Origin of the sequence: Rhodanobacter umsongensis (genome assembly GCF_042654965.1) — a bacterium.
Classification (GTDB): domain Bacteria; phylum Pseudomonadota; class Gammaproteobacteria; order Xanthomonadales; family Rhodanobacteraceae; genus Rhodanobacter; species Rhodanobacter umsongensis.
Map to the genome: position 1 here is coordinate 295711 of NZ_JBHSMK010000009.1, position 20178 is coordinate 315888.

At 65.9% G+C, this 20178-nt stretch carries 18 protein-coding genes; 10 read left to right on the plus strand and 8 right to left on the minus strand.

Translation table 11 applies throughout. The annotated features are described in order from the left end of the window. Nucleotides 1–115 precede the first annotated feature (115 nt). Entirely contained in the window at nucleotides 116–517 is a 402-nt protein-coding gene (locus tag ACFPME_RS14000) for a winged helix-turn-helix transcriptional regulator (RefSeq protein WP_377306270.1), read from the minus strand. A gap of 99 nt (nucleotides 518–616) precedes the next feature. Here ACFPME_RS14000 and ACFPME_RS14005 point away from each other — a divergent pair, with 99 nt between their 5' ends. Together ACFPME_RS14005 and pdxR (ACFPME_RS14015) are read left to right on the plus strand one after the other, a co-directional pair. Continuing rightward, nucleotides 617–1267 (plus strand): hypothetical protein, encoded by a 651-nt coding sequence (locus ACFPME_RS14005; protein WP_377306271.1) that lies wholly within the window; start codon nucleotides 617–619, stop codon nucleotides 1265–1267. Nucleotides 1268–1644: 377 nt separating this feature from the next. Next, nucleotides 1645–3198: a MocR-like pyridoxine biosynthesis transcription factor PdxR gene (pdxR, locus tag ACFPME_RS14015; protein WP_465269174.1), complete on the plus strand. Its 1554-nt coding sequence runs from the start codon at nucleotides 1645–1647 to the stop codon at nucleotides 3196–3198. 121 nt (nucleotides 3199–3319) lie between these two features. On the opposite strand, the gene ACFPME_RS14020 is transcribed toward pdxR (ACFPME_RS14015), so the two are convergent. Then, nucleotides 3320–3871, minus strand: a complete 552-nt coding sequence (locus ACFPME_RS14020) for a hypothetical protein (RefSeq protein WP_377306272.1) — start codon at nucleotides 3869–3871, stop codon at nucleotides 3320–3322. Between the two features lie 328 nt (nucleotides 3872–4199). Between ACFPME_RS14020 and ACFPME_RS14025 the strand changes: the two genes are divergently transcribed. Further along, nucleotides 4200–4751, plus strand: a complete 552-nt coding sequence (locus ACFPME_RS14025; protein WP_377306273.1) for a hypothetical protein — start codon at nucleotides 4200–4202, stop codon at nucleotides 4749–4751. A gap of 84 nt (nucleotides 4752–4835) precedes the next feature. Here ACFPME_RS14025 and ACFPME_RS14030 read toward each other — a convergent pair whose 3' ends face one another. Together ACFPME_RS14030 and ACFPME_RS14035 are read right to left on the minus strand one after the other, a co-directional pair. After that, the gene (locus tag ACFPME_RS14030) at nucleotides 4836–5450 is read right to left on the minus strand and encodes a hypothetical protein (protein ID WP_377306274.1); all 615 of its coding nucleotides are present in this window, start codon (nucleotides 5448–5450) and stop codon (nucleotides 4836–4838) included. A gap of 10 nt (nucleotides 5451–5460) precedes the next feature. Then, a complete protein-coding gene (locus ACFPME_RS14035) occupies nucleotides 5461–6483 on the minus strand; it encodes a transporter family protein (RefSeq protein ID WP_377306275.1) in 1023 nt (340 codons plus the stop codon). A 117-nt stretch (nucleotides 6484–6600) separates the two neighbouring features. Between ACFPME_RS14035 and pdxR (ACFPME_RS14040) the strand changes: the two genes are divergently transcribed. Next, entirely contained in the window at nucleotides 6601–8082 is a 1482-nt protein-coding gene (gene pdxR, locus ACFPME_RS14040) for a MocR-like pyridoxine biosynthesis transcription factor PdxR (RefSeq protein WP_377306276.1), read from the plus strand. A gap of 46 nt (nucleotides 8083–8128) precedes the next feature. Here pdxR (ACFPME_RS14040) and ACFPME_RS14045 read toward each other — a convergent pair whose 3' ends face one another. Together ACFPME_RS14045 and ACFPME_RS14050 are read right to left on the minus strand one after the other, a co-directional pair. After that, nucleotides 8129–8641 carry a GNAT family N-acetyltransferase gene (locus ACFPME_RS14045; protein ID WP_377306277.1) on the minus strand — a complete coding sequence of 171 codons (513 nt, stop codon included), beginning with the start codon at nucleotides 8639–8641 and terminating at the stop codon, nucleotides 8129–8131. Then, a complete protein-coding gene (locus tag ACFPME_RS14050; protein ID WP_377306788.1) occupies nucleotides 8638–10479 on the minus strand; it encodes an ABC transporter ATP-binding protein in 1842 nt (613 codons plus the stop codon). The genes ACFPME_RS14045 and ACFPME_RS14050 overlap by 4 nt, the downstream gene beginning before the upstream one ends. A 167-nt stretch (nucleotides 10480–10646) precedes the next feature. Here ACFPME_RS14050 and ACFPME_RS14055 point away from each other — a divergent pair, with 167 nt between their 5' ends. The 3 genes from ACFPME_RS14055 (at nucleotide 10647) to ACFPME_RS14065 (ending at nucleotide 14486) form a co-directional block, all read left to right on the plus strand. After that, entirely contained in the window at nucleotides 10647–13058 is a 2412-nt protein-coding gene (locus ACFPME_RS14055; protein ID WP_377306278.1) for a DUF3772 domain-containing protein, read from the plus strand. Between the two features lie 79 nt (nucleotides 13059–13137). Then, nucleotides 13138–13953, plus strand: a complete 816-nt coding sequence (locus ACFPME_RS14060; protein ID WP_377306279.1) for an AraC family transcriptional regulator — start codon at nucleotides 13138–13140, stop codon at nucleotides 13951–13953. A gap of 104 nt (nucleotides 13954–14057) precedes the next feature. Beyond that, on the plus strand, nucleotides 14058–14486 hold the full coding sequence (locus ACFPME_RS14065; protein ID WP_377306280.1) for a VOC family protein: 429 nt from the start codon (nucleotides 14058–14060) through the stop codon (nucleotides 14484–14486). A gap of 301 nt (nucleotides 14487–14787) precedes the next feature. Here the strand turns inward: ACFPME_RS14065 and ACFPME_RS14070 are convergent, their stop codons facing one another. Beyond that, nucleotides 14788–16422 (minus strand): alpha/beta hydrolase, encoded by a 1635-nt coding sequence (locus ACFPME_RS14070; RefSeq protein WP_377306281.1) that lies wholly within the window; start codon nucleotides 16420–16422, stop codon nucleotides 14788–14790. Nucleotides 16423–16480: 58 nt separating this feature from the next. Beyond that, on the minus strand, nucleotides 16481–18163 hold the full coding sequence (locus ACFPME_RS14075) for a serine hydrolase (RefSeq protein WP_377306282.1): 1683 nt from the start codon (nucleotides 18161–18163) through the stop codon (nucleotides 16481–16483). Between the two features lie 226 nt (nucleotides 18164–18389). On the opposite strand from ACFPME_RS14075, the gene ACFPME_RS14080 reads away from it, so the two are divergent. From ACFPME_RS14080 to ACFPME_RS14090, 3 genes are all read left to right on the plus strand, one after another. Continuing rightward, the gene (locus ACFPME_RS14080; protein WP_377306283.1) at nucleotides 18390–19241 is read left to right on the plus strand and encodes a DUF72 domain-containing protein; all 852 of its coding nucleotides are present in this window, start codon (nucleotides 18390–18392) and stop codon (nucleotides 19239–19241) included. 90 nt (nucleotides 19242–19331) lie between these two features. Further along, complete coding sequence (locus tag ACFPME_RS14085; protein ID WP_377306284.1) at nucleotides 19332–19730, plus strand: guanyl-specific ribonuclease; 399 nt, start codon at nucleotides 19332–19334, stop codon at nucleotides 19728–19730. Continuing rightward, on the plus strand, nucleotides 19727–20170 hold the full coding sequence (locus ACFPME_RS14090) for a barstar family protein (protein WP_377306285.1): 444 nt from the start codon (nucleotides 19727–19729) through the stop codon (nucleotides 20168–20170). The genes ACFPME_RS14085 and ACFPME_RS14090 overlap by 4 nt, the downstream gene beginning before the upstream one ends. Nucleotides 20171–20178 lie beyond the last annotated feature (8 nt).

Below are 20178 nucleotides of genomic sequence, written 5' to 3' on the forward strand. Positions count from 1 at the left end.
GGTATGGACCACGCAATGCCCGGTGGCGAGATTCGAGCGCGAGGCCATTGGTCGAATCGATGATCCACGGCCAAGTTCCGGCCGGCGGACAGACAGGCCCCGAGTATTGCCTCTTTTAACTGGATCGGCGGCGTGAAGACTTCGCCGACGCAGCCGCTCCATGACTCGCCTGGCCAGTGCTCAGTACCACCGTACCCGGGATGTGCTGTTTGCCCCATTGGACGAATGCGAGCAGCACCCCGCCCAGATCCTTTCCTTTGCGCGTAAGCGAATAGGAATACCGGATGGGACGTTCCTGATAGGGCGCCCTGTCAATGATGCCGGCACTTTCGAGGCGCTTGAGGCGATCAGCGAGGATGTTCGTTGGAATGCCTTCCGGTGAATCCGCGAGCTCCCCGTAAGTGTGCTTGCCGTGCAGCAGGTCGCGCACCACGAGCAGCGACCACTTGTCGCCAACGACGTCGAGCGAGTTGGCCACCGCACAGGGGGAGCGCAGAAAGGTCTTGTGGGTGCTCATCTGTCGGACTCCGTGGACCTGAAGAGGTTACTTGCAGATTACAAGTCATGATGCTACGTTGGGCTCACACTTGCAAAATGCAAGTAACTTGGAGAAGCCATGGAAACCACCGCCTTCCAGCGCCCGGCCGACTCGTCGTCCGCGCGGATCCGCAGCGTTCGTGCAAGCGTCGTCCTCGTTCTATCCGTTTGGTTCTTGCTGGTTGTGTCGCTCGGCGCAACCGGGGCTTTCGTCGGCCTGCCAGGGAAGCCACCCATTGCCATTGCGATAAGTGTCACTGCTCCGCTGCTGCTGTTCCTTGCATGCGCGCGACTCTCGCAATCGTTCCGCGAATTGATTCTTGCGCTCGATCTGCGCCTCATCACGGGAATGCAGGCATGGCGGTGGGAGGGTTTCGGTTTCCTCGCCCTGTACGCCAACCACGTGCTCCCTGCCGGGTTCGCCCTGACAGCTGGGCTCGGAGACATGGCAATCGGCTTTGCCGCGCCGTGGATGGTTCTCGGGCTTGTACGTCAGACTGGGTTCGCCGCGAGCGCCGCGTTCGTCCGTTGGAATGTCCTCGGCATGCTGGACCTGCTCATAGCCGTCTGCATGGGCGCCGTGAGTGCCGTACTGGCCGGCGGGGTTCCGGGAGCAATCAGCACCGCGCCCATGGCAACCCTGCCGTTGCTGCTGATCCCGGCATTTCAGGTGCCGCTGTTCCTCATGCTGCACATGACGGCGCTGATGCAGAGCAGACAGAGCAAGTAGGACAGGTGACCTTGTGGCGCTTGCACTTTCCGCGTGCCGCAGGCGTGTGCTCTGAGGCTTGCTGCGGTCGCTGCGCGCCAACGGCAGGCTGGCCTGGAAAGTCCAGGACGAGGGCGTCAAGCGCGTGGCGTAGAGGGGAAGTCTCCGTGGAATCGCCAGATGACGCCCGAGCCGTGCCTGAGAAAGCGTTCCGGCCATGGCGCTAGCCGCTTCCGCTGTCCGTCCGGGTGCCCGGCTGCAGCTGCTGCGGCCGGCTTCAAAGCGCAGGCTCACGTGCAGGTGGAGATGAAACGGGTGCTGGTCGCCGTTCTACCGTAAGGTTATGCCCTCGGCTGCGAGGGCAAGCCTTGCGCTCCGAGTTATGCGTGGAACGCCGGATGGGTTCTTCATGTCCTCGCGCTGCCGAACCGATTCGGAGGGACAAAGTCGTGGCAAGTGATGTGCCGGGCACGAGTGGCCTGTTCGAAATTGCTTTTGACGCCCCGCCCAGGGGAAGCCGCCGATCTGCGGAATCCGTCTGCGCGCAGTTGCGCGACGCCATCCTTGACGGCCGGTTGGTTCCCGGGTCGAGGCTTCCGGGGGAGCGCCAGTCCGCTGTCTTTTTCGGTGTATCGAGAAACACGGCTGCCCGGGCTTATGCAAGGCTGGCAGTCGAGGGGTTGGTACGGCCCCGCCAAGGGTCGGGAACATATGTGGCGCCGAAGCAACGTCGTCCGGCGCGTGAACGCTTTCCGGCGCCGTACACGCCCGATCCACGCCTGAATTCGCTGTGGTCGCGACCGGAGCTCGCCCGCACGCTCGACTTCTGGCACGACGGGCGGCATGCGAAGGCGCCAGGGGCGGGCGCGTTCCTGGATTTCAGGCCCGCGTTGGTCGATCCCCGACTGTTCCCTTTCGAAATATTTCGTCGGGTCAGTGCCAGGCAGCTCCGGCGCATGGAGTTGAAGCCTCCCGCCTTCAAGAGCCCGCAGGGCAATCAGGGACATTTCCCCCTGCGGACGGCTATCGCGACGCACATCGGCATCTCGCGCGCTGTCGTGTGCGAGCCCGACGATGTGCTGGTTACCGCCGGCGCGCAGCAGGGTTTCGATATTCTCGCCCGTGTACTGGTAACCCCCGGGGTTACGACGGTTGCCGTTGAAGACCCCGGCTACCCACCGATGCGTGCTGCCTTTCTCGCCGCCGGAGCCAAGGTCGTCGCCGTACCGGTCGATGCGCAAGGGCTGGTGGTCGACGCCCTGCCGACCCCCGTGCAGGTTGTCTGCGTATGTCCTTCGCACCAGTTTCCTTTCGGCGTGTCCATGTCAGCGCAGCGGCGGGCGGCGCTGCTCGGCTTTGCCCGCAAGCATGGGGCCGTCATCGTTGAGGACGATTACGACGGAGAGTTCCGCTACGACGGCACGCCATTGCAGGCGCTACGATCCACGGCCACCGCGGATGACGTGTTCTACGTCGGCACCTTCTCCAAGTGCATGCTCCCCGCATTGCGACTGGGATTCGTGGTGGCGCCCCAGTGGGCCATGCGGGCGTTGATTACGGCGAAGAACTGTCTGGATTGGCATTGCCCGACGTTGACGCAAATGGCGGTAGCCCGGTTCATCGCGGATGGGCATCTGGCGCGGCATGTGCGAAAGCTCCGTGGCGTTTATGGAAAGCGACGAGATCTCCTAGGGGAGATACTCCGGTCGGATTTCCCGGAAGAACTGTCACCGATGCAGTCGCACTACGGAATGCATGTCGCGGCGTTCTCGACGCAGTCCCGGCGCCTCGAACGCGTCACCGACAGATTGCTGGGCATGAACGTGCACTTGCATTCATTCGAGCGCTATTTTTCCGGCGCGCCAACATCGGAAGGCCTGATCTTCGGCTACGGAGCTGCTGACCTCCAGGAGATCGAGCAGGGCCTGAAGGCGTTGCGTCGCGTGCTCTAGTCGCTGCAGGTGCCGATGGGTGCCGAGGACAGCGGCGCGACAGCCCCTCACGAAGAAATTGCCATGCAGCGGGCGGCCCGTCGCCGACAACGATGGCGCCTCCACACCCGCCTGCCCGGCTCTAGCGGGTGAAGGTCATGACCCAGTTTGTCTCCCACGTCCTGCCTCCGTCGACGGAGAACGCCTGCTCGAAACGGGACGAGTCCGGCGTGATGTTGGAGAAGCCGTTTCGCACCAGGATACGTCGTCCGTCGAAGGTGTCCGGACCATAGAACTCTCCGCGCCCGTCCTTGAATTCCCCAATCATGGGGGCGCCATCCAGCATGCCGACGCTGCTGTTTGCCCAGTTGAGATTCCACTGATGCGACTGCGGGTTGTACAGGCGAAGCCCGGCGCCTTCGATATGCCCGGCCGGACCCTCCACCTCGAGTTCGAACAGGCTGGCGCGACCGTTCCATACCTTGCGGACGACGGACACACCATCGTATGCGGTCCAGGTTGTCGAACCCGTCAGCGGATGCACAAGCCGCGACACGTGGGTCTTCCACGTGCCGAAGTTGAAGTCGAAGTCATGCTGGCCATCCCGTGGGGCCGCCTTTATCGGCCCGGCCGCCGCGAAGAGGATCGCTGCCGATAGAACCGAAGTTGTCCATGTTCCTGCACGCTTGATCATAGGGTTCACCGAAATATTGAGTAACCAGGCTGAATTGCCATGAAGGGATCGATCGTGGATCCATTATTTCAATGGCGTCCGGTGTCATAGACGCCACTTTCGGGAAATCAGGCGGGCCACTTCGACGGCGAAGCCAGCACTGAGGATGGCTGGCTGCACTATCTAGACGGGGCCGTCCTGCGTGGCTTGTGCTCCCTCGTCGTCGAGGCCTCCCGCCGTCGCGCCCGGCGAAGTGGACCACCCCGAATTCCTTCGATTGGCCCTGCTGGCGCTGCGTGTTTCCCCCTAAAGTCCTGCCCTGGGTTTGTTGGCCATAACGAGGCGCGCAATGATGTGGAGACTGCTGTTACGCGGAGTCATGGTTGCCGGCGCACTTGCATGCTCGTCCCTGGGTGCGCGGGCCGCATCGCCTGGGGACGGCTCCCATGATTTCGACTTCGTTCGCGGGCGTTGGCATACCCATGTCACGCAGGTGCTCGACCCGTTCGATGGCGGGACTCACACGGTCACCATGGACGGCACCAAGACAGTGCAGCCGGTTTGGGGTGGCCGCGCGTGGCTTGAGGAAATCGAGGCCGACGGCCCGAGTGGACATTGGGAAGGCGCGTCCCTGTTCGTCTACAACTCGAAGGCCGGGCAATGGAGCCAGACCTACATTGACAGCGCGTCGGGAGAGATCGAGGCACCGACCATCGGAGGCTTCAAGGACGGCCGCGGCGAGCTGTTCGGCACGACTGTCTATAAGGGTCGCACGGTACTGGTACGCGGAGTCTGGTCCGACATCCGTACCAACTCCGATCGCTATGAGATTTCCTACTCCCGCGATGGCGGCCGCACATGGGCAGTCGCATTCAGGGCCCACCTGACACGCCTGAAGTGATCGCGTCAAGGTACCTGCTCGGCGGCCGCGAGAACCGCCCTCCGGAAAATCGACCGGAGAGCCGTTGCGGCCTACGCGCGCAATTCAGCCTGCATGCCCGGCGCCACCCTTGATTCGCGTGTCCGTCGCAATCCAGTTCATCTCCCAGGTCTTGCCTCCATCCGCGGAGAACGCCTGCTCGAACCGGTACACGTCAGCCGTGACCTTCACGATGACAAATCGGACCAGGATGTCGCGCCCTCCCAGCGTTTCCTTGTCGTAGAACTCGCCGCGTCCGTTCTTGAAGCCGCCGACCGTCGGCACGCCCATTCCGCCGCCCCTGCTGCTGGCGGTATTGAGGCTCCACTGGCGGGACGCGGGGTCGTACAGGCGCAGGGACAGCAGCTCGATGTGGCCTGCCCGACCATCGACTTCGAGCTCGATCAGGTTGGCGCGGCCATCCCATATCTTGCGGACGACGCTGGTGCCTTCGTACTCGAGCCAGGTCTTGGAGCCGGTCAGTGGGTGCTGGAGACGCGAAACGTGGGTTTTCCAGGTGCCGATCTCGAAATCGAAATCGTGTTGCCCGTCCCGATCCGCAGAGCCGCGACTAGCCGCCGACGCAGCGACTGGCTGGCTGGTGAATCCTTCCAGCGAAAACGCGCCAACGAGCAGGATCGAGGCCAGGAGGCCGACACGAACGGTTCTGAATGCATTCATCGCAGTTCCCTCAATAGACCATGTTGAGCGCCACGACCGGGGTGACCGTGGTTACCGTGTTGCGCCCGGTGATCACGCGAACGCCGAAGATCGCACCGACGTTGGCGTTCCAGCTGTACTCCACCGCCGGAGCAAATCCGAACGCGGTGCTGGAACCTGAGTCCAGGCGGGTTTCCGTTGGTGCGGGCGCGCTGCTGGAGTCCGCCCCCTGCACGTAGCCGATCACCGAAGTTGTACGGCTGTGGCTGTAGGTCAGATCGAGCGCCAACACCCAGTTGCGCGTCAGGCTGTACTCCCAGGCCAGGTCGGCGGCGAAGGAACTTCCGGGCCTGGCCGTTCCGCGAAATCCCGGAGTGGTTCCGTAGACGCTGACGTCGGCGACATTCGCGTGGCTGGAAAACGCCTGTGACACATCGAAGCGCATGCGCAAGAGGCGCCCGTTCGCCAACCGGAAGTAGGTCTGGGTATTGACCTGCAACGTGGTCACATGGGCGCCGCTGCCCAGCCCATCTGCCGGTCGGTCGCCGAGCCGCTCGTACTTCCCGGTGGGGAAGGTTTCCTGCACTTCGATGGAGACCGTCGGCACCCGGCTGCCTTCGTGAAACTGCGTGAGCTGGTATTGGGCGAGCAAGGTGAAATCGCCCAGCCCCACGCGTGAACTGGACGCGCCGCCGCTCACCGTGTTGTAGCCCAACACCGGGATCACCCCGACCGTGAGGCGGTTGGCGAGTCCGTAGAGCACGTACGTGCGCGAGCCGTAGCCCTGCGAATGCGCGCTGGCATTGTCGTACAGATAGGGTTCGACCAGGGCATGTCCCGGCGGCAGCGTTCCCGCCGAGTTCGCCAGCAGAGGACCCGTCCACCAGGCATCGTCCAGCGATGGGTTGCCGGCGGATGGCGCGGGGGTACTTGCCGGAGCCGGCGCGACGGCTTGGGCGCATGCCGGAACGGGACCCGGAAAACCTCCCGCCATGCACGCCAGCAGGGCGCTGATCGCCCGTCGAAGCGGGACCACCTTCGGAACCGGCCACATCGTTCATTCTTCCTGCGCATCATATGCGATGCGCGAGAAAGTTAGACGGCACAGTGGTCTACTGGAATATCCACTTTGCCGAGTTACGCTATAGCCACTTTTGCGCAAGGAACCCGCATGCAACGCATCTCCGCCAGTTTCCTGCCGCCGATCGCGCTCGATGCCGACAGCGCGGTCCCGATGCACCGCCAACTGTCCGACTGGTTCCGACGGGAGATCGTGGACGGCCAGCTGCGGCCGGGCCAGCGCGTGCCATCGAGCAGGAGCCTTGCCAGTGAGCTGAAGATTTCGCGCATACCGGTTCTGGGCGCGTATGAACAGCTGTACGCCGAGGGCTATCTGGAGACTTTCATCGGTGCCGGCACATGCGTGGCCCGATCGATTCCCGAGGAGGCGCTGCAATCGGCACACCCGAAGTCGCGACACGCGCCGCTGCAGGTCCCCGGGGACAGGGCTGCGCGCAGGATATCGCGGCGATCGCTGTTGCTGCGCGAGCCGGCGCAGTCATGGCTGGACAGCCAGGGCGCTTTTCGAATCGGCTTGCCTGCGCTTGAGCATTTTCCAACGGCTACGTGGTCGAAGCTGGTCAACCGGCATGCACGAAAACCATCCGTCGACATGATGGTCTATGGCGACCCGATGGGGCACATGCCATTGCGCGAGGCGATTGCGGAGTATCTGAGCACCGTTCGCGCCGTGCGCTGCGATGCGTCGCAGATCCTGATGACCACCGGCTCGCAACAGGGCTTGCAGATATGCGCGCATGTGCTGCTGAACCCCGGAGAGCGCGTGTGGGTGGAGGAGCCCGGCTACCCCGGTGCGCGCCAGGCGCTGATGAGCGTGGGTGCCAGGATCATTCCAGTCCCCGTCGACCAGGAAGGCCTCGACGTGGCCGAAGGCATTCGCCGCGGCCGCAGCGCCCGCGCCGTCTACGTCACACCCTCACACCAGTTTCCATTGGGCACGGCCATGAGCGCGGCGCGGCGCATGCAACTGCTGAACTGGGCGATGCGCAGCGGGGCCTGGATCATCGAGGACGATTACGACAGCGAGTTCCGTTTCGGCGGCCGCCCTATCGCTTCGCTGCAGGGGCTGGACGCCGATGACAGGGTCATCTATGTCGGCACCTTCAGCAAGGTCGTGTTTCCGGCGCTGCGCCTCGGCTACGTGGTGGTGCCGAAGGATCTGGTGCCGGCCTTCTTCGATGCACGCAACGCGGTCGATACGTTTTCCTCCACCCTGTACCAGGCCGTCATGACCGACTTCATCCGCGAGGGACATTTTGCGCGGCACATCCGCCGCATGCGCATGCTCTACCTCGAACGGCGATCGGCCCTGCTGGAAGCGATCCACGAATACATGGCGGACAAGCTCGAGGTCGTCGGTGCGGAAGCCGGCATGCAGCTGGCGGCGTTGCTGCCGCCCGACATGGACGACGTGGCGGTGTCGAGAAAAGCCGCCCATCACGGCGTTTCGGCCAGGCCGTTGTCCCTTTGCTATGCGAACCCGCCTGGCAGGAGCGGCCTGCTCCTCGGCTACAGCGGTGCCAGTGTGCGCGAGATCCGGGAGGGCATCGGCAAGCTCAGGATGTGCTTCTGAGACGCACGCACCGCCGTTTGCGCAACGCCCGCTGCCGACCCCGTGCCTACAGCAGCTTCCGGTACACGAGGAACCCCGATTTCTCGGCCAGCTTGTCGTATAGCTGCATGGCTGCCGTGTTGGTCTCATGGGTCTGCCAGTAGACGCGCCCGCAGCCGGCCTGCGCAGCTTGTTCGTAAACCTTGTTGATGAGAGCACGGCCGATCCCCAGGCCTCTGGCTGCCTCCACCGTAAACAGATCCTGCATGTAGCAGTTCGGGCCGAGCTGGATGGTGCTGCGGTGATAGAGAAAGTGCGCCAGCCCGAGCAGGCTGCCGTCGTGCTCGGCCACGAGCGCATGCATCGGCTCGTAGACGTCGAAGAAGCGCGACCAGGTCGTCCGGATGATCTCATCCGGCAACGCGGTCGGCCCGCTTCGACCGTAGAAGGCGTTGTAGCCGCCCCAGAGCAGCTTCCACGAAGGAAAGTCAGCCCTTTGCACCGGGCGAATCACGACTGAAGGGATCATGCGGTTGTCCTGGGATTTTTCACGATGATTGTCTGGCGGCGCGGAGCTCACTCCACCGCGTCTTCCGCTGCCACGAATCCGCCCGTTTGCCGTCGCCACAGTCGCGCGTACAGGCCGCCATGCGCGATCAGCCTGGCGTGCGTGCCGCTTTCCACGATGCGGCCCTTGTCCAGCACCACCAGCCGATCCATCCGGGCGATGGTGGACAGGCGATGCGCGATCGCGATCACCGTCTTGCCCTGCATCAGGATGTCGAGGCTGTCCTGGATCGCGGCTTCTGCTTCGGAGTCGAGTGCCGAGGTGGCCTCGTCGAGCACCAGGATGGGCGCATCCTTCAGCAGCACGCGGGCGATCGCGATGCGCTGGCGCTGGCCACCGGAGAGTTTCACGCCGCGCTCGCCGACCAGGGCTTCGTAGCCGACGCGGCCTTCGCCATCGATCAGCTGCGGAATGAACTCCTCGGCGCGCGCCTTGCGCACGGCGGCGAAGACTTGCGCCTCGCTGGCGTCCGGACGTCCATACAGGACATTGTCGCGGATCGATCGATGCAGCAGCGAGGTGTCCTGGGTCACCACCCCGATCTGAGAACGCAGGCTCTCCTGGGTAACCCTGGCAATGTCCTGGCCGTCGATCAGGATGCGCCCGGCTTCGAGGTCGTACAGCCGCAGCAGCACATTGACGAGGGTGGATTTGCCCGCGCCGGACGGGCCGACCACGCCGATCTTCTCGCCCGCGCGCACGTCCAGGTCAAGCCCCGCGATCACCCCGCCCTGCTTGCCGTAGTGGAAGTGGATGTGCTCGAAACGTACCGTGCCGCTGGTTACTTCCAGCGGCATCGCACCCTCATGATCCTGCACCGCGCGCGGTTGCGAGATCGTGGTGATGCCGTCCTGCACGGTGCCGACGTCCTCGAAGATGCCGTTGACCACCCACATGATCCAGCCGGACATGTTGTTGATGCGGATCACCAGCCCGGTCGACAGCGCAATCGCGCCCACCGTTATCCGGCCATCGCTCCACAGCCACAGCGCCAGCGCCGACGTGCCCACGATCAGCAAGCCGTTGAGCGCGGTGATGCTGGTATCCAGCGCGGTGGTGACGCGGGTCATCCGGCGCAGCTTGTCGGTCTGCTCGGCCATCGCCTCGGCCACGTAGGCTTCCTCGCGCCGCGTATGCGCGAACAGCTTCAGCGTCAGCACGTTGCTGTAGCCGTCGACGATGCGGCCCATCAGCTTCGAGCGCGCCTCGGAGGCCAGCCACGAGCGCTGCTTGAGGCGCGGGACGAAGAACGCCAGCAGGCCGACATACGCGAACACCCAGGCCACCAGCGGCGCTGCCAGCCAGGCGTCCGCCTGCGCGAACAGCACCACTGCGCTGCCGGTATAGATGGCCACGTACCAGATCGCATCCACCATCTGCACCGCCGATTCGCGCAGCGCACTGCCGGTCTGCATGATCCGGTTGGCGATGCGCCCGGCGTAGTCGTTCTGGAAGAAGCCCAGGCTCTGGCGGATCACGTAGCGATGGTTCTGCCAGCGGATGCGGTTGGTCAGGCTTGGCACGATCGCCTGGTTCACCAGCAAGTCGTGCGTGCCGATCGCCAGCGGCCGCACGATCAGGGCAACAAAGCCCATCCACAACAATTCACGGCCGTGTCGCCGGAAAAAGTCCGCCGCCGGCACACCCTTGGCGAGGTCGACGATGCGGCCGATGAAGCCGAACAGCGACACCTCGACGATGGCCACCGCGAAACCCAGTACGATCGCCGCCGCGAACACCGGCCACACCTGGCGCAGGTAGAACGCGTAGAAGCGCCATACCGATGATGGCGGCTTGTCGTCGACCGGTTCCTTGAACGCGTCGATGAGTGATTCGAACCAGCGGAAGATCATGGGTGTTCCGAGCCCTCGCAGGGCCGCCATTGTGCGGGAAGCACCGGCAATACGGGATGACGCCATGCCGGCGGCACGGCTCAGCCTGAACGTCGGCTTCCATCCAGCCAGCCATTTTCGGCCGCACGATTGACCGCCCGCGGCCGCGCTCCGATCATGTCCGGATGCCTATCCTGCTGCGTTGCCTGCTGTTCCTGCTGTTGACCCTCGCCAGCTCCGTGTCGTCCGCCCAGAGTGGCGACCCTTCACCGGCCGCTTCCGCGCCCGCAGCCACGCCCGCCCAGAAGCTGGATCAGCTGGGCAGCCAGCTCGATACGGTGAAGGCGGCGCTGAGGGGCAAGAACATCGACGTGCCATTGGCCGACCTGCGCAGCACTGCGCTGAGTGTGCAGGACCAGGCGCGCGACCTGGCCGGCAGTCTGGCGCCGCAGATGACGGCGTTGCAGGCGCAGCTCACCGTCCTGGGGCCTCCGCCCGCCAAGGGCGCCGCCGCCGAGGCGCCCGAGGTGGCCGCCCAGCGCCGGCAGCTCGACAGGGCGCAGGCCAACCTGGACGCGCAGATCAAGCAGGCCCAGTTGCTTGGCCAGAACGCGCTGCAGCTGGCCGCGCAACTGACCGGCATGCGCAACGACCAGTTCCAGGCAAAGATGGCTTCGCGTACGGCCACCCCGTTCAGCCGCACATTCTGGGTGGACCCGGCGCGCACTCTTCCGGACGACCTGGTGCGACTGAAGCGGCTCGGCTCGCGCTATGCAGACGTCGCGATCGTGGCCTGGCAGCCGCCGAACCGGCAGCCGTTGCTGTGGTGCCTGTTCGCGGCCGTGCTGCTGCTGGTCGGTGGCCGCTGGCTGCTGGAAAGGCTGTTGTTGCCGCTGGCCACGCGGCGCTTGCCGGACGGTCATCTGCGCCGTAGCGCGATGGCCACCGCGGTGGCGCTGACCGCGTTGTTCACCACGGGACTGGCCGCCCAACTGGTATACGTCGGCCTGAACTGGAACGACATTCTCGAGCCCGACCTCGATGCACTGGCGGCATCGGCCGTGCGGCTGGTGTTGTTTGCCGCGTACGTGACCGGGCTGGGGCGCGCGCTGCTGTCGGTGCGGCGACCCTCGTGGCGGCTGCCCGCGCTGCCCGATCTGGCGGCGCAGCGGCTGCGCCCGTTTCCCTGGCTGCTGGGTGCATCGGCACTGCTGTTCGGGCTGTTCGAGCGCACCAGCCGCACGATCGGCACCAGCCTGCCCGCCACGGTCGCCACGCGCGCGCTGATGGCGCTGGTGGTCAGCGGGCTGATCTGCGCGGCCCTGCTGCGCTTGCGCAAGGCGCGCAAGGAACTGGCGATCACCGGCGTCGAGCCGGAACAGCGGCCGATATGGGTCGGCTTGCTGACCGCCGCGGCGATGCTGGGCGTGGTGGTCAGCTGGCTGGGCGTCGTCACCGGCTACATCGCGCTGGCGTTCTTCGTCGCCGTGCAGATGCTGTGGATCGGCGTGATCGTGGCGTCCGTGTATCTGCTGATCCAGCTGCTGACCGATCTGATCGACGCCGTGCTGTCGCCCCGCGGGCGCGGCGGCCAGCGTCTGCAAGCGACCTTCCAGCTGGCCCCGCATACGCTGGAACAGACGGCCATCCTGCTTGCCGGAGCAAGCCGGGTGATCCTGATCCTGCTGGCGCTGGCGACCGTGCTGACGCCGTTCGGCGCCGGCCCGAAAGATCTGCTGGCCAGCGCCGGGCAAACCTTGAGCAGCCTGAGGCTCGGCGATCTGGCGATCGAGCCGGGCACCATCTTCACCGCCCTGCTGGTGCTGGTAGCCAGCCTGTTCGCGCTGCGCACGCTCAAGCGCTGGCTGCGCGAACAACTGCTGCCGAAGTCCACGATGGAAGCAGGCATGCAGGATTCCATCGTCACCTTGCTCGGTTACCTCGGCGGCATGCTGGTGTTCGTGCTGACGCTGGCGGCGCTGCACGTGGATCTGAAGAGCATCGCCTGGATCGTCAGCGCCCTCTCGGTGGGCATCGGCTTCGGCCTGCAGGCGATCGTGCAGAACTTCATCTCCGGGCTGATCCTGCTGGTCGAGCGGCCAGTGAAGGTCGGCGACTGGGTCAGCCTCAGCAGCGACGTCGAAGGTGACATCCGCCGCATCAACGTGCGCGCCACCGAGATCCAGATGGGCGATCGCTCCACCGTGATCGTGCCGAACTCGCAGCTGATTACCCAGAATGTCCGCAACGTGACCCTGGCCAATGCGCAAGGCCGTGTGCAGATCAAGCTGCCCATGCCGCTGGATACCGACGCAGGCAAGGTGCGTGAGCTGATTCTGGAAGTGCTGCGCGCCCATCAGGGCACGCTGTCCATCCCGGCGCCGTACGTGCAACTGGAAAGTCTCAACGGCGGCGCGATGTCGTTCAACTGCATCGCCTACGTCAACAGCCCGCGCGAAGTCGGCGCCGTGAAAAGCGACCTGCTGTTCGAGCTGATCGAACGCCTGCGCGTGGCCAAGCTGCCGATGACCAGCCCGCAGAGCATGGTGTTGCGCAGGCTGCCGCCGCTGGGCGACAACCACGACGATCACGATTGACCCATGCCCGCGCCAACGGCACTTGCCATCCCGTGAGCTGCTGACCCTACACTCCAGGCGTGTCGTCAGGAGCAAGTCGATGGGCTTTCATTGCAGCACGCCAGCCGCACCACTCGATGGCCTGATCGAGCGGATCTGGGACTGGGACATGCCCGTCGCGGCGCATCGCTTCGAGCGGGTGCTGCCGCAGCCGGGTGCCGTGCTGATCATCAACCTGCACGAAGACGAGACCCGCGTGTACGCCGACGACGAGGGGCGCGAATGCACCCGCTCGTCAGCCTGCGTGCTGGGCGGTCCGTCATCGCGCAGCCAGATCATCGACACCGCCGAACAGGTGCGGGTGATGGGCGCGGTGTTCCGCCAGGGCGGCGTGCATGCCTTCACCGGCGAAGACGTGACCAGGCTGGCCGAGCGGGATACGGACCTGCATGACCTGTTCGGCACGGGCACCGATCGACTGCGCCAGCGTCTGCTGGACACGCCGGCACCGGCACAAAGGCTGGCGCTGCTGGAAGCATGGCTGCACCGGCGCGCACGCATGACGACGGTGCATGCTGCGGTCCACCATGCCGTGGGCATGCTCGACCGGGTGCCGCAGCTGGCCAGCATTCCTTCGATAGCCAGCGCCACCGGCCTGTCCCAGCGGCGACTCTTGCAGCTGTTTCGCCGGCAGGTGGGAATGACTCCGAAACACTACGCACGGCTGGTGCGTTTCCGCGCGGTGGTGCAGCACGCCCACGCGCATGCCACCGTGGACTGGAGCGCCGTCGCAGCCGACTGCGGGTTCTCCGACCAGGCCCATCTGAGCCACGAGTTCCGCCGCTTCGCCGGCCTTTCGCCCTCGGCTTTCATGGCACACCGTGGCCCGTATCCGAACCATCTGCCACTGGACTGAACCGGCCGCGGATCGACCCGCCGGCAAGCGGGTGCGAAAATCTACAAGACGGCCACGCGCCGCGACATTAGCCTGTCTCCTCCCTCTGCATCGGAGTCATCGCCATGGCCGCAGCAAACCAGTCCGGCAGCACCATCATTCCCTGTCTGCGCTACCGCGACGCGCACGCCGCGATCGACTGGCTGTGCAAGGCGTTCGGCTTCGCGAAGCACGCCGTCTACCAGAACGAGCAAGGCGGCGTGGAACATGCCCAGCTGACCTATGGCAACGGCATGGTCATGCTCGGCGAAGTGCGCGACAACGAGTTCGGCCGGCACATCGCCCAGCCCGACGAGATCGGCGGCCGCGAAACGCAATGCGCCTGCGTGACCGTCGGCGACTGCAAGTCGCACTACCAGCGGGCCAAGGCCGCCGGCGCGGTGATCGTCGACGACTACGCCGAGAAGGACTACGGCGGCGCCGGCTACAGCTGCCACGACCCGGAAGGCCACCTGTGGTACTTCGGCAGCTACGACCCGTGGCAGCCCGGATGACGCCGGCGAGCTACGGCAACGCCGTCACCGGCAGGTAGAGATCCGTGCGCCCCACGTGGCGCAGGCGGGCTCACAGGCCACCACCCACCAAGGTGAGCGGCACGGTACCGTCGTCGGCAGAGGCTTCAGCGCTGAAGGCCAGCCGTTCGCACCGCCTGCTGCAGCGGGGCGACGACACGATCGATGCGGCGCAGGTAGTCGTTGCGGGTGCGGCTTTTCATGGCAAGTCTCCGTGGCAGGCGTGAGGCAGTCTGCATGCGCGCTCGCCGCCCCGCGGTCCGGATCTTGCGCAGTTGCCGGATTACGGCGCCGCCGCGGCCCGCCGCTTCAGCTTCGAATCCGGCCGCGCCACCGCATACATCTCCCACGCCATCTGCTTGAGCAGCCCCTGACGATCCTTGCCCTGCGCGTAGAGGTCGAAGTGCGTCTTGCCTGGCAGGAAGCGGAAGTCCGACTTCGCGCCCAGGCCGTCCAGCACGGCCTTGAACTTGTGCGCGGCGCCGTCGAGGTAGAACGTGTCGGCGGTGCCCACGACCACATGGACCTTGCCGTCCAGGTCGGCCTTCAGCCCCGGCCAGTTCACCTGCACGAGATGGGCGATGTCGTAGTGGTCGCGCCAGTAGGCCACCACGGCCGGATCGACTGCGCCGGTATCGCGATCGAACATCGGCATCGGCCGGCCATCCGCGCCGCGCGGCGAGAACACCCACTCGAACGAGGCCATCTGGCCGCCGTACTCGCCCAGCACGCGCTCTAGCTTCGCGAACGCCTCGAAGCTGGCCTGCACCTTGCCCTTGTCGCGCACCAGCGGGTAGGCGGAACCGTCCGCCCGGCGATAGACGTTCGCGTTCGGCGCGTACAGGTCCACCCCGGTGAAATCGTGGAAGTCGCTGGGGTCGGGCGAGGTCGACCAGGTGCCGCCGAAGACCTGCGGATAGCGCGTCTGCAGCCACAGCGTGGCCCAGCCGCCGGAGGAATGGCCGGTGAGGAAGCGGCCCGACGGTCGCGCATCCATGCGATAACGCGACTCCAGCTGCGGGATCAGCTCGGTGGTCAGCGCCCGGCCCCACGGGCCGTTGTTCACCGAGTCGGCGAATTCGTGCGTGCCGGTGGCACTGGACTGGTCCAGGAACACCCAGATCATCGGCGGCATCTGATGCTCGGCCATCGCGCCATAGACCATCGCGGCGCTGCCGGCGAGCGATGCCGCGCTGCCGCCGTAGCCGTGGGTGGAATACACCACCGGCCAGGTCTGCTTCGCGCCGCGGTCATAGCCCGGCGGCAACAGCACCCAGCCGCGCATGTGGATGGGGCGTCCCCAGAACGCGCTCAGCGCCGGGCTGACGAAATCGAGCGGCTGGGCTGCGCGGCGGGCCTCGTCGAGATGCTTGCGGGTGGTGTCGCTGAAGTAGCGCATGGGCAGATCCCACGGCTCGTGGGCGGGCAACACGCGGTCCAGGCTCAGGCTGGGCGGCGTCGCGGCTGGCAGATGCACCTTCACCACCTCGCTGACCAGATCGCCCGCACCGCGCCCGCCGTAGCTGTAGTCGTGGTTGCTGTCGAGCACGGCCTGCACGAAGTAGTCGCCGGGCGGCAGTTGCGACCAGCCGGCCGGGTACGCCAGCGCATCGGCATCGATGTCCACGCCCTGCCCCGGCACCAGCCGGCTCACTTCGCGCGCGGCCACCGAGGCCTGGGTGGCGCCGAACGGATTGGCATCCACCTCTTCGACCTTGCCGTCCTTCGCCGCGGCGATGGCCGCCTTGGCGTCGGTGGCGAACAGCAGCAACCGGCCCGACGCCGGCTGGGTCAGCGTACTGCCCAGTTGGACATGGAACTGGCTGTGCGCCACCGGCGCGTCGGTGCGCGCCAGTGCCACGCCGGCGAACAGGCCGCAGGCCAGCAAGATCGCTACTGCACGATGCATGTCACGCATATCGATTCCCCAGTATCACGGCGGTGGAAAGGCGGGGCCGCGATCGGCCCCGGCCGGTTCAATGCTTGTCGGTATCCGGCTTGTCCGCGACCGGCACCATGCGCAGGTCCTGGAAGTCGAAGCTGAAGTCGGTCAGCGGCGAGATCGGCTGCATGCGCACCTCGCTGACATGGCCGTCCACGTCCAGACTGAAGGTGATGAAGGCGTCGGCGTTGAGCGTGCGGTCGTCCCAGCGCACGGTGAAAGTGTCGTGCTGCCACGGCGTCATCGTGCCGACCAGCTGCGCGGTCTTCGAGAAACGCAGGCGCAGTTTGCCGCCCTCATGGCTGACGATGACGTCGCCATACCACGGGTCGCGGTAGGTGCCGGCGTACTTCGCCAGCGCCAGCGAAGGCTTGCTGCGCTTGTCGCGCGCCGCATCGTGCTTGGCCAGGCTGTCGTCGGCCTTGGCCTCGGCTTTCTTCACCGCCTTGTCGTACGCGGCGACCCAGTCAGTCTTGTGCTTGGGATTCAGGTACGCATCCAGGACGCGGTAGGTCACCGCGTTGAACGCGGCGCCGGATTCGGCATTGGTCAGCACCACCACGCCGAGCTTCAGCTCCGGCACCAGGGTCACCCGCGAGACCATGCCGGGCCAGCCGCCGGTGTGCCAGACCAGCTTCCTGCCGAGATAGTCGGACAGGAACCAGCTTTCGCCGTAGCCGGAGAAGTTCGGCACCAGCGGCGCCAGTTCCGGAATCGGTGGCTTGCCGACCTTGATCGGGGTCAGCACGCTCCACATCTCGCGCTGGCTGTCCTCGGAGAACAGCCGCGCCAGCTTGCCGTCGGCACCCATCGTCGGCAACACGCCGCCGGCCAGCTGCACGTTCATCCACTTCGCCAGATCGTGCACGCTGGAGTAGATGCCGCCGGCGCCGGGGTCGTTGAGCCAGGCCATCGGCGGCACCGGCTTGAGGTCCTTGAAGTCGGCCTTGGCGTGGCCGGTGGCCACGTTCATGCCCGGTTTCAGGTAGGTCATGTCGACCAGCGACTCGTCCATGCCGACCGGCTTGAACAGGTGCTCGCGCACGTAGTCGGCGTAGCTCTGGCCGGAAGCCTGCTCGATCACCAGGGTAGCCACCGCGAACAGGATGTTGTCGTAGGCGTAGCCGCTGCGGAAGCCGTTCCTGATTGGCACACGGGCCAGCCGCTCGACCACTTGCTTCGTGCTGTACGACGTGGGCGGCCAGTACAGCAGATCACCTGCACCCAACGACAGACCACTGCGATGCGCCAGCAGGTCGCGGATGCGCATCTCGTGGGTGACGTACGGGTCGGACATGCGGAACCACGGCAGGTGGTCGATCACGCGGTCGTCCATCTTCACCTTGCCGGCATCCGCCAGCTGCTGCAGTGCGGCGGCGGTGAACGCCTTGGTGTTGGAGGCGATCGCGAACAGCGTGCGCGCGTCCACCGGGTCCGGCTTGCCGATCTCGCGCAGGCCGAAGCCCTGCTCCAGCACCACCTGGCCGTCCTTGACGATCGCCACGGCGATGCCCGGAACGTCGAAGGTCTTGCGCGCACTGTCGACATAATAGGCGCCGAAGTCCTGCAGCTGCGGCGGCAAGACCGGTTGCACGATGTCGCGGGTCGACACCGTGGGCGCGGCAAGGGCAGTGGGCAGCTGTGCCCATGCCGCCGTGGCGAAAACGAACAGCGCGCAGCAACCCGCCAGACGCGGGAAAGGGAAACGCTGGGACATCGAAGGCTCCGCTGGTGGCAATTCGCCAACTATCCCGGCAAACCGGGCCCAAGGCCAGCGCAGGAAGTCATGCGCTCCAAGCCACGATCAACCGGTCGACGCGTACCCCTGGCTCCCGTTGCCGGGTCAACCCGTGCGGGCGGCGCGCGTCTTGAGGCCTGCCCTTGCTCGGCGCGACGACGCCGACGTGGCAAGATCAACCGGTCGCTTCCCCACGGATCACGCCATGCCCGTCCACGCCCCAGCCGGCGACCGGCTCGCCACCCCAGAGTCCCCGTCCCGCATTCGCGTCGGCATCGGTGGCTGGACCTATGCGCCCTGGCGCAACAACTTCTATCCGGCCGGCTGGGTGCAGCGGCGCGAGCTGGAATTTGCCAGCCGGCAGTTGCGCGCCATCGAGATCAACGGCACCTACTACGGCGCGCAGAAGCCGGCCACCTATGCCAAATGGGCGGCCGAAACGCCGGAGGGCTTCGTGTTCTCGCTGAAAGCGCCGCGTTACGTCACCGAAGGCAGGCGCCTGGCCGAAACCGGCAAGGGCATCAACAGCTTTGTGCAGGGTGGACTGGCGGAAATGGGCGATCGGCTGGGCCCGCTGCTGTGGCAATTGCCGCCATCGCGGCAGTTCGACGCAGATGATCTGGCCGCCTTTCTGGAACTGTTGCCGCGGGAGCTCGACGGCCGGCCACTGCGGCATGTGCTGGAAGTGCGCCATCCAGGTTTCGCCTGCGAGGCCTACGTGGCGCTGGCCCGCGCGCATCGCGTGCCGACCGTATTCACCGATTCGCCTGACTATCCCTCCATCGCCGACCTCACCGGCGATTTCGTGTACGCGCGATTGATGCGCAGCGCCGCCGACGTCCCCACCGGCTACACGCCATCCGCACTGGATCAGTGGGCGGCCCATGCCTGCCAGTGGGCCGCAGGCGAAGACATCGGCGAACTGCCGCACGCAGCGGCGGTGCGCCTGGCGGGCAACCCGCGCGACGTATTCGTGTTTTTCATCAGCAGCGCCAAGCATCGCAACCCGGCGGCGGCCATGGCGTTGCAGCAGCGCATCGACGCTGCCGCTCGCTGATCTCCGCCAGGGCAGCCTCCGGCGCGACGGTTCAATCCTGCGCGCGGGCCGCGCCAAGTTCGACTCCAACCACTCAAGCCAGCCCTTCTCATGCGTCGATTGAATTCCCTGATCCTGCTGGCGGCGCTGGTCTTTGCCCTGGTGCTGTGGCAGCAGCGGCCACCTGCCGCGCCAGCCGCCAGCCGTCCCGCCAGCGCGATCGCCGCGGCGCCATTGCCTTCGTTTCTTCCGAACGAGGCCGGGGCCACGCTGGACAGGATCGCCCGCGGCGGTCCCTTCGGGTATCGCCAGGACGGCGTGACATTCGGCAACTACGAGGGGCTGCTGCCGCAGCAGCCGCGCGGCTACTACCACGAGTACACCGTGGAAACACCGGGCGCGCACGCGCGGGGGCCGCGGCGCATCATCACCGGGGGCAGCCCGCCGGTGGTCTACTACTACACCGGCGATCATTACCGCAGCTTTCGCCGTTTCGTACTGAACCGATGAGCAAGCGCGCTTTCGAACTCGACCTGACCCAGCCGTCGCAAGGCGGGGTGTACTTCGTGGGCGTCGACGATCTCGACCGTCTTGCCCGGACCGCCGCCCGCGACGAATTGCACGTGTGCCGCACCGACCTGGCCGGTTGCCGCGACAAGGACGAATTGTTGCGGCGCCTCGCGGCGTCGCTGCAATTGCCGGCCACGTTCGGCCACAACTGGGACGCGCTGGCCGACTGCCTGCGCGATCTCGGCTGGATGCCTGGCTGGGGCCACGTGTTGCTGTTCGAGCATGCCGATGCGCTGCGCCAGGCTACCGAAGCGGACTTCACTATCCTGCTGGGCGTGCTGGATGACGCGGCCACTTTCGCCAGCGACAACGACCGGCCCTGGTTCGCCTTCCTCGCCATGCCCGACCATGCGTTCGACGACAGCCTCCTGCCTACTTGAAAAGCGTG